This is a genomic window from Verrucosispora sp. ts21, assembly GCF_002879555.1.
In the GTDB taxonomy this organism is placed as follows: Bacteria; Actinomycetota; Actinomycetes; order Mycobacteriales; family Micromonosporaceae; genus Micromonospora; species Micromonospora gifhornensis.
Window position 1 is genome coordinate 1 of the sequence record NZ_PNOZ01000131.1, and the last position, 8,970, is coordinate 8,970.

The 8,970-nt window shown below is 71.1% G+C and carries 8 protein-coding genes; 4 read left to right on the forward strand and 4 right to left on the reverse strand.

Annotated elements, in window-relative coordinates:
* Positions 1 to 60: 60 nt before the first annotated feature.
* Together C1A38_RS29655 and sigJ are read left to right on the forward strand one after the other, a co-directional pair.
* Positions 61 to 492, forward strand: coding sequence for a carboxymuconolactone decarboxylase family protein (locus tag C1A38_RS29655; protein WP_199180372.1), 432 nt, complete (start codon positions 61 to 63; stop codon positions 490 to 492).
* The gene (gene sigJ, locus C1A38_RS29660; RefSeq protein WP_233197104.1) at positions 441 to 1,367 is read left to right on the forward strand and encodes an RNA polymerase sigma factor SigJ; all 927 of its coding nucleotides are present in this window, start codon (positions 441 to 443) and stop codon (positions 1,365 to 1,367) included. The genes C1A38_RS29655 and sigJ overlap by 52 nt, the downstream gene beginning before the upstream one ends.
* 27 nt (positions 1,368 to 1,394) lie before the next feature.
* On the opposite strand, the gene ndk is transcribed toward sigJ, so the two are convergent.
* Entirely contained in the window at positions 1,395 to 1,820 is a 426-nt protein-coding gene (gene ndk / locus C1A38_RS29665; RefSeq protein WP_102660988.1) for a nucleoside-diphosphate kinase, read from the reverse strand.
* A 143-nt stretch (positions 1,821 to 1,963) separates the two neighbouring features.
* On the opposite strand from ndk, the gene C1A38_RS29670 reads away from it, so the two are divergent.
* A complete protein-coding gene (locus C1A38_RS29670; RefSeq protein WP_102660989.1) occupies positions 1,964 to 3,415 on the forward strand; it encodes a VOC family protein in 1,452 nt (483 codons plus the stop codon).
* A 7-nt stretch (positions 3,416 to 3,422) separates the two neighbouring features.
* On the opposite strand, the gene C1A38_RS29675 is transcribed toward C1A38_RS29670, so the two are convergent.
* From C1A38_RS29675 to C1A38_RS29685, 3 genes are all read right to left on the reverse strand, one after another.
* A complete protein-coding gene (locus C1A38_RS29675; RefSeq protein WP_102660990.1) occupies positions 3,423 to 3,788 on the reverse strand; it encodes a DUF4233 domain-containing protein in 366 nt (121 codons plus the stop codon).
* Positions 3,785 to 5,056, reverse strand: a complete 1,272-nt coding sequence (locus C1A38_RS29680; protein ID WP_233197105.1) for a bifunctional folylpolyglutamate synthase/dihydrofolate synthase — start codon at positions 5,054 to 5,056, stop codon at positions 3,785 to 3,787. The genes C1A38_RS29675 and C1A38_RS29680 overlap by 4 nt, the downstream gene beginning before the upstream one ends.
* Before the next feature lie 173 nt (positions 5,057 to 5,229).
* Positions 5,230 to 7,848: a valine--tRNA ligase gene (locus tag C1A38_RS29685; protein WP_102660991.1), complete on the reverse strand. Its 2,619-nt coding sequence runs from the start codon at positions 7,846 to 7,848 to the stop codon at positions 5,230 to 5,232.
* A 71-nt stretch (positions 7,849 to 7,919) separates the two neighbouring features.
* Here C1A38_RS29685 and C1A38_RS29690 point away from each other — a divergent pair, with 71 nt between their 5' ends.
* Positions 7,920 to 8,603: a hypothetical protein gene (locus C1A38_RS29690; protein WP_102660992.1), complete on the forward strand. Its 684-nt coding sequence runs from the start codon at positions 7,920 to 7,922 to the stop codon at positions 8,601 to 8,603.
* The last annotated feature ends 367 nt before the right edge of the window (positions 8,604 to 8,970 follow it).

Here is an 8,970-nt window from a genome sequence, read left to right on the forward strand (position 1 = left end):
GGGTGGGGTGGGGCGTCGTGGGGGTGTTGGAGGCACTGTCAGGAGGTTGTCGTGCAGCGGATGAACGTGGCCGAGGTGGCGCCGGAGGCGTACCAGAGTGTGCTGGGGTTGGAGAAGTACGTCCGGGCCAACGTGGATCACACCGTGCTGGAGCTGGTGAAACTGCGCGCGTCGATGCTGAACGGCTGCGCGTACTGCGTCGACATGCACAGCCGGGACGCGATGGACGCCGGGGAGTCGCATCGGCGGCTGTTCGCGGTGGCGGCGTGGCGTGAAGCGCCCTTCTTCGACGAACGGGAGCGGACCGCGCTGGCGCTCACCGACGCGGTCACCCGCCTCGGCGAGCACGGGGTACCCGACGACGTCTGGGAGGCCGCCGCGAAGGTCTGGCCGGAGAGGGCCCTCGCCGACCTGGTGCTGGCGATCGCCACAATCAACGTGTGGAACCGGATCGCGGTGACCTTCCGCACGGACCTGCCGACCGAGGTCTGAGCCTGATCGACGCGGTGGAGGCGGCCGGTGCGCTCGAAGCGCACCGGCCGATGCTGCTCGGTCTGGCCTACCGGCTGCTCGGCAGCCGGCACGACGCCGAGGACGTCCTCCAGGAGGCGTACCTGCGCTGGATGCGGGTCGATCGGGCCGGCGTGGCCGAGCCGCGCCGCTACCTGTCCCGGGTGGTGACCCATCTGGCCATCGACCGGCTCCGCGCCCGGCAGACGGCCCGGGAGGCGTACGTCGGGATGTGGCTGCCGGAGCCGGTGCCCACCGCACCGTCGCCGTTCGGCCCGCTGGAACGCGCCGAGTCGCGCGATTCGCTCTCCACGGCGCTGCTGCACCTGCTGGAACGCCTCACCCCGCCGGAGCGCGCGGTCTACGTGCTGCACACCGCCTTCGAGCTGCCGTACGCCGAGATCGCCGAGCTACTGGACCGCTCGGTCGAGGACTGCCGGCAACTGCATCATCGGGCCGGCGTGCGGATCGGCCGCGACCAGCGCCGCTTCACCGTCGACCGGGCGGAGCAGCAGCGGCTGCTGGACGCCTTCATCGCCGCCGTCGACGACGGCGACCTGGCCGCGCTGACCGACCTGGTGGCCGCCGAGGCGACCGCGTGGAGCGACGGCGGCGGCCGGGTGCGGTCGGCCCGCAACCCGGTGACCGGCGTCGACCGGGTCACCCGCTTCCTGCTGGGCATCCGCGACAAGGGCTGGCCGCTCACCGTGCACCGCACGGAACTCAACGGCCAGCCGGCCGCCGTCGTGGTCAGCGCAGCCGGCCACCGGTACGCCCTCACCCTCGCCACCGCCGACGGTCGGATCACCGACGTCTTTCTGATGGCGAACCCGGACAAGCTGACCTGGGTGGCGTGAACCGGCCACCCGGTCGAGGACCAGGCGTCAGCTCAGCTCGGGGAACCAGAGTGCGATCTCACGCTTGGCGCTGTCGGCCGAGTCGGAGGCGTGCACCAGGTTCTCCCGGTTGGACAGCGACAGGTCACCCCGGATGGTGCCGGCGGCGGCCTTACGCCCGTCGGTGGCCCCGATCAGGCCACGCACCACGTCGATGACCTGGTCACCGGAGAGCACCAGGGCGACCAGCGGGCCACCGGTCATGAAGGTCTTCAGCGGCGGGTAGAACGCCTTGTCCACGTGCTCGGCGTAGTGCTCGTCGGCCAGCGCGGCGTCCATCGTCCGGGACACCATGGCGTCGATCCGCAGCCCCTTGCGCTCGAAGCGGGAGATGATCTCGCCGACCAATCCACGGCGGACCGCATCGGGCTTGATCAGTACGAGCGTACGCTCGTCCGGGCTGCTGCTGGACACGCTGGGTTCCTCCTCAGAGCGGAAGCCGGTCGGGCTGGGTACGGTCAGCCTAGCGACCCGGTCCCGGCGCCGGCGCGGTGGTCGGTGCTTCCCCCGATCCCCGATCCGGCCTAGCCTGACCCTGACCACCCGGGAGGTCCACTGTGGCGAACGGCGGGAACCGACCCATCGCACCGGTACGCAAGTTGGTCGCTACGGTGCTCGGTGCCGTGGCGACCTTCGTCATCCTTTTCGGCCTGGGCATGACCAGCTGGGCCATCGTGGCGCTGGGCGTCGCCGTGCTGGCCCTGGCGATCGCGCTGGCCACGGTCCGCGCCGGCGGGCGCACCTGGGTCGTGGGTGCCGGGCACGTGCACAGCGCCTCGGAACCACCCACCCAGTACGCCTTCGGGCGCTGCGAGCTTCAACTGGTGATCGATGCCCCGGGCCTACCGCCCCGGTCGAAGAAGATCATCGAGCCTCGGGTGCCGGTCTCGAAGTGGCCGTCGCTCGGCCAGAGCCTGCCGATCCGGGTGGCCCTGGACGACCCACGACACGTCCGGGTGCTCTGGGACGAGGTGCCCACCCACACCGAGACCGACCCCACCGACCCGCCTCCCGAGTACGCCACCACGGTACCGCCGGACGAGGTCCTCATCGGGCAGGAGGCCCCACCGTGGGCCGGCCGGGCACCGGAGGACGACTTCCCGCTGAGCGATCCGCTGGCTGGTCCCGGCGGTGACGATCCCGTCGAGCCGGTCGAGCCACGGGAGCCGGTACGGGTCCGTCAACGTCCGGGCGGGCCGGTCGTGCTGGAGGGGACGGTGGTGGAACAGTCGAACGACCATCCGCTGCCCCGCCGGGCCACGCCGGCACCGCGTACGCCGGCCGAGGAACGGTTCGCCGCCGCCACCGCGCCCGCGGAAGCTCTGGTCGACGCCCAGCCGAGCGGGGCCCAGCCGAGCGCGGCCCGGCCGACCGACCCGGCCCCCCGCTCACCCGACCCGCTCGACCCGCTCGACCTCCCGTTGGATGACCCGGAACCACGACCGACGACCGCGAGCGACCTCACGTCAGGGCCGACGACGGCGAGCGACCCGGCACCGGTCGCCGTGGACAGCCAGACCACCGTGGACAGCCAGGCCGCGGTCGACGAGGCCGTCGAGGCCCGCAAGCTGGACGAGGCGATCTTCGGGTACGACCCGGAGGCCGTCGACGTGGGCACCGTGGACCCGGCCGCGCCGATCAGTGGTGTCGGCATCACCCTGCTGGTCACCGACCTTGCCCGCTCCCTGGCGTTCTACCAGGGGCGGCTCGGCTTCACCGAGGTCGACCGGGGCGCCGGCAACGCCGTACTCGCCTCCGGGGCCACCCGACTGGTGCTGCGCGAGGTGTCCGGGGCCCAGCCGGTCAGCCGTCGACTTGTGCACGTCAACCTCGACGTCGACGACATCCAGGGGGCGTACGAACAGCTACGCGACTCCGGTGTCCGGTTCACCTACGCCCCGAGGATCGTCAACCGGGGCAACCGGCTGGAGGTGTGGGCGGCCGCGTTCCGTGACCCGGACGGTCACGGCATCGCCCTCACCCAGTGGCGGGAGCGCGCCGACGCCTGAGCACGACTCAGCCGAGGATCACCCGGCGGACATGCCAGGCGTACGCCCACACCAACGCGAACATCACACCCAGTACGAGCAGGGACCAGTGCAGTAGCCCGGAGAGCAGCAGCAGCCCCTGCAACACGGTGCCGGCGTTCCACGCCCACGGCCGGCCCATCAGACCGGCCAGCATGGCGGCGGCCACGGCCAGCGCCACCACCGCTCCGATCGCGGCAGCGCTCAGGTCACCGCCGACCAACCGGATCGGTTGGATGGCCAGCAGCAACACCAGCGCCTCCAGGGCCAGGGTGCCGGCACCGAGACCGCGTACCGCCCGCTGCGGGTCACGCAGCCCCGAGCGCCGCTGCTGCGGGCCGTCCGGTCCGCTCATCGCTTCAACAACCGGCGCGCGTCGGCCACCGTCACCACCGAACCGGTGACGATCACGCCGACCCCGGCCAGTTCACCCGGTACGTCCTCCTCGGCCAACGCCACCGCCGCCTCGATCGCGTCCGGCATCTCCTCGGCCACCTCGACCCGGTCAGGCCCGAACACCTCGGCGGCGAGCGCGGCCAACTCCGTGGCCGGCAATGCGCGTGGCGAACTGTTGCGGGTCACCACCACCTGATCGACGACCGGCTCCAACAGCTCCAGCATGCTCGCCGCGTCCTTGTCGGCGAGGGTGCCCACCACGGCGACCAGCTTGCTGAAGGCGAACTCCTCCTGCAGGGCGGTGACCGTGGCCGCCATGCCCTGCGGGTTGTGCGCGCCGTCGAGCAGGATCGTCGGGGCGTTACGCACCCGCTCCAGCCGACCCGGGGAACTGGCGGTGGCGAACCCCTCCCGGACCGTCTCCAGGTCGAGCTGACGCCGGGCACCGGCACCGAGGAACGCCTCCACGGCGGCGAGCGCCACCGCCGCGTTCTGCGCCTGGTGGGCGCCGTGCAGCGGGAGGAACACCTCCTCGTACACCCCGCCGAGGCCCTGCAACGTGAGCACCTGCCCGCCGACCGCCACCGCCCGGCGCAGTACGCCGAACTCCGAGCCCTCGCGGGCGATGGTGGCACCGACCTCGGCGCAGCGTTGCAGGATCGGCCGCGCGGCTTCCTCCTCCTGGGCGGCGGCGATGACCGTCGCGCCCGGGTGGATGATGCCGGACTTCGCGACCGCGATGTCCTGCAACGTGTCACCGAGCCACTCGGTGTGGTCCAGCCCGATCGGGGTCAGTACGCACACCCCGGCCTGGATCACGTTGGTGGCGTCCTCGGCACCGCCCAGCCCCACCTCGACCACCGCCACGTCGACAGGTGCGTCGGCGAACGTGGCGAACGCCAGCGCGGTGGTCATGTCGAAGTAGGTGAGCGGCTCGGCCGAGCGGTCGTCGACCAGCTCGGCGAGCGGCTTGACCTCCTGGTACACGGCGGTGAAGCGGGCCTCGTCCACCGGCTCGCCGTCCAGGCTGATCCGCTCCCGCACGGTCTCCAGGTGCGGGCTGGTGTACCGCCCGGTGTGCAGCCCGAACGCCCGCAACAACGAGTCGATCATCCGGGCCGTGGAGGTCTTGCCGTTGGTGCCGGTCAGGTGGATCGACGGGTACGCCCGCTGCGGGCTGCCCAGCAGGTCGAGCAGGTCCGAGATGCGGTCCAGCTCGAAGACCATCCGGGTGAAGCCGCGCCCGGCCAGTTCCGCCTCGATCTCGGCGAAGGCGGCCCGCTCGGCGGACTTGCCCCGACCGGCGCGTTCCGGGTTGGTGCGCTCATCGGCGCGGCCGGGCCGGCCGGCGTCCGCCGGTCGGCCCGCACCGCTGCGATCGTCGTGTTCGTTGCTGTCGGTCACGAGGGCAGCGCCTCCAGAGCAGCGTCGATGCGGGTGAGGTCGGCCTCGGCGGCGGCGAGCCGGTCGCGGATCTTGGCAACCACGTGCTCCGGTGCCTTACCGACGAACGCCGGGTTGTCCAGCTTCGCCCGCGCCTGCCCGGCCTCCTTCTCGGCCGCCGCGCGATCCTTGGTCAGCCGGGCACGTTCGGCGGCGACGTCGATCGACCCTCGGGTGTCCAGCGCGACGCTGACCTCCCCCGGCATGGCCAGCGTCGCGCTGGCCTGGAAGTCGTCACCTGCCGCGTCGAGCCGGGCCAGGGAGCGGATCAGCGGCTCGTGCGCCGCGACACCGGCACCGGCCAGCCCGTCGAGCCGGGCGGCGACCCGCTGGGTCGGACGCAGCCCCTGGTCGGAGCGGAACCGCCGGACCTCGGTGACCACCCGTTGCAGGGTGGCGATCTCCGCCTCGGCGCCGGTGTCGATCCGGGCCCGGTCGGCAACCGGCCAGGCGGCCGTCATCACCGTCTCGCCACCGGTCAGCGCGGTCCACAGTTCCTCGGTGACGAACGGGATCACCGGGTGCAGCAGCCGCAGCAACTGGTCCAGCACGTGCCCGAGGACCCGGCGACTGGTGTCGGCGGCAGCACCACCGGCGGCCAGCACCGGCTTGCTCAACTCCACGTACCAGTCGCAGACGTCGTCCCAGGCGAAGTGGTAGAGCAGGTCACAGACCTTGGCGAACTCGTACGCCTCGAACTGCTCGTCCACCTCGGCGGTGACCTGCGCCAGCCGGGACAGGATCCACCGGTCGACGGTCGACAACTCGGCCGCGCCCGACAGCGGCCCCGCGGTGTGCGCACCGTTGAGCAGCGCGAAGCGGGTCGCGTTCCACAGCTTGTTGCAGAAGTTGCGCGACCCCTGGCACCAGTCCTCGCTGACCGGCACGTCACCGCCGGGGTTGGCGCCCCGGGCCAGGGTGAACCGGGTCGCGTCGGCCCCGTACCGGTCGATCCAGTCCAGCGGGTCGACCACGTTGCCGAAGGACTTGGACATCTTCTTGCCGTGCTCGTCGCGGACCATGCCGTGCAGGGCGATCACGTCGAAGGGCTGCTTGCCGTCCATCGCGTACAGGCCGAACATCATCATCCGGGCGACCCAGAAGAACAGGATGTCGTACCCGGTGACCAGCACGCTGGTCGGGTAGAACTTCGCCAGTTCGGCGGTCTGCTCGGGCCAGCCGAGGGTGGAGAACGGCCACAGCCCGCTGGAGAACCAGGTGTCCAGCACGTCCTCGTCCTGGTGCCAGCCCTCGCCGGTCGGCGGCTGCTCGTCGGGGCCGACGCAGACCACCTCGCCGTTCGGGCCGTACCAGACCGGGATGCGGTGGCCCCACCACAGCTGGCGGGAGATGCACCAGTCGTGCATGTTGTCGACCCAGGCGAAGTAGCGCTTGGCCAGATCCGCCGGCTCGATCGCCACCCGGCCGTCGCGCACCGCGTCACCGGCCGCCTTGGCCAACGGAGAGGTGTTGACGAACCACTGCAACGACAGCCGCGGCTCGACGGTGGTCCGGCACCGCGAGCAGTGCCCGACAGCGTGCACGTACGGCCGCTTCTCCGCCACGATGCGCCCTTCGGCGCGCAGCGCCGCGACGATCGCCGGGCGGGCCTCGAACCGGTCCAGCCCTTCGAACGGGCCGGGTGCGGTGATCACACCCCGCTCGTCCATGATCGTCAACGCGGGCAGGTCGTGTCGCTGCCCGATCTCGAAGTCGTTCGGGTCGTGCGCCGGGGTCACCTTCACCATGCCGGTGCCGAAGGCCGGGTCGACGTGCGCGTCACCGACGATCGGGATCCGACGGCCGGTCAGCGGCAACTCGACCTCGGTGCCGATCAGGTGCCGGTACCGCTCATCGTCCGGGTGCACCGCCACAGCAGTGTCGCCGAGCATGGTCTCGGCCCGGGTGGTGGCCACCACCACGTCGTCGCTGTAGCGGATCGAGACCAGCTCACCGTCGTCGTCGGAGTGCTCCACCTCGATGTCGGACAGGGCCGTCAGGCAGCGCGGACACCAGTTGATGATCCGGTTCGCCCGGTAGATCAGGCCGTCGTCGTACAGCTTCTTGAACATCGTCAGTACGGCCCGCGACAGGCCCTCGTCCATGGTGAAGCGCTCCCGGTCCCAGTCGACCGAGTCGCCGAGGCGACGCATCTGGCCGAGGATCGAGCCGCCGGACTCCGCCTTCCACTGCCACACCCGCTCGACGAACTTCTCCCGACCCAGGTCGTGGCGGGACAGCCCCTGCGCGGCCAGCTGCCGCTCGACCACGTTCTGGGTGGCGATGCCGGCGTGGTCCATGCCCGGCAGCCAGAGCGCCTCGAACCCCTGCATCCGCTTACGCCGCACCAGGGCGTCCTGCACCGTGTGGTCGAGCGCGTGGCCCATGTGCAGCGAGCCGGTGACGTTGGGCGGGGGGATCACGATGGTGAACGGTGGCTTGTCACTGTGTGCCGACGCCCGGAACCGACCGTCGGCTACCCACTGCTCGTACCGTCGCTGCTCTACCTCGCCGGGCTGGTACTGGCCGGCGATGGTCGGGGCGTCGGGGCGTCGGGTATCCAGGTTCTCGGTCACCTAAGAAAGTCTACGGAGGGCTTCCGCAGACCCGACGTCCACCACCGGTGCTTTCGCGTACGGTGGCGGCTATGTCGGACGCACATCGCACCGCGCGCCAGCTGGATGAGGGGGCTCCGCCGCTTGACCTCACCGACGAGCCGATCGAGCTGAGCAACCGCGACCCGCAGGACGGGCCGGAACGCACCACGGTCCGTGGCCGCCGGCGCCGCATCGCGATCACGCTCCTGGCCGTGCTGGCACTGACGGGTGTGGGTGCGTTCGGCGCCTGGGGCTGGCGGATCATGCAACAGAAGGACACAGTGATCGCCACGCCGGACACGATCGCAGGGCTCACCCGGGACGACAGCGAACGGGCCGTGAGCACCGCCGACTACCTGCGCAGCGGCCTCGCCGCCGACATCCAGCTCGACACCAGCTTCGGTGCCGTCTACCAGGACCCAGCCGACGCACGCCAGTCGGTCCTGTTCTTCGGCGGCACCACCCTGCTCTGGCAGCCCGAGCGAGACTTGGAGAGCCTCTTCAGCCTGATGTCCGACGAGACGGGTGCGGTGACCGGCCTGCGCGACATCACTCCGGGCCGACTGGGCGGCGTGATGAAATGCGGAACCACAAGCGGCGAGGGTGGCGACTTCGCAGTCTGCGGCTGGGCCGACCACGGCAGCGTGGCCATCGCCATGTTCCCCTTCCGCCCCGTCGACGACGCAGCCGGGCTCCTCCGCGAAATCCGGGAAACCGTACAGACCCGCGACTGACCCTCCACCCGGTCCTCTCGCGCCAGTCTCGCCAACGCCCTCCCTCGCCAGCGTCCTCCGGCGACAGCGTCCTCTGTCGCCGGCGGTCTCTGTCGTTGAGTAGCCCTTTGCTCTGCTTCAACCCACGCACTGGTTCTCGCCGCTGGCTGTTGCGTGGGTTGAAGCAGAGCAAAGGTGCCCGGAGGATGACTAGCCAGCCGGCCGTGACAATTGCGTGAGGTCATGACCCGGCGCGAGCTGTTACGGGCGGAGAGCCGGCACCGTATCGCGCCCGCAGAGCCGTTCCCAACCCCGAATCAGCAGTAGCTCTCCTAGCCTGGGTGATTCACGGTGATCGCCGAGATGCGCTGTTCGTCGGCGTGTAGAT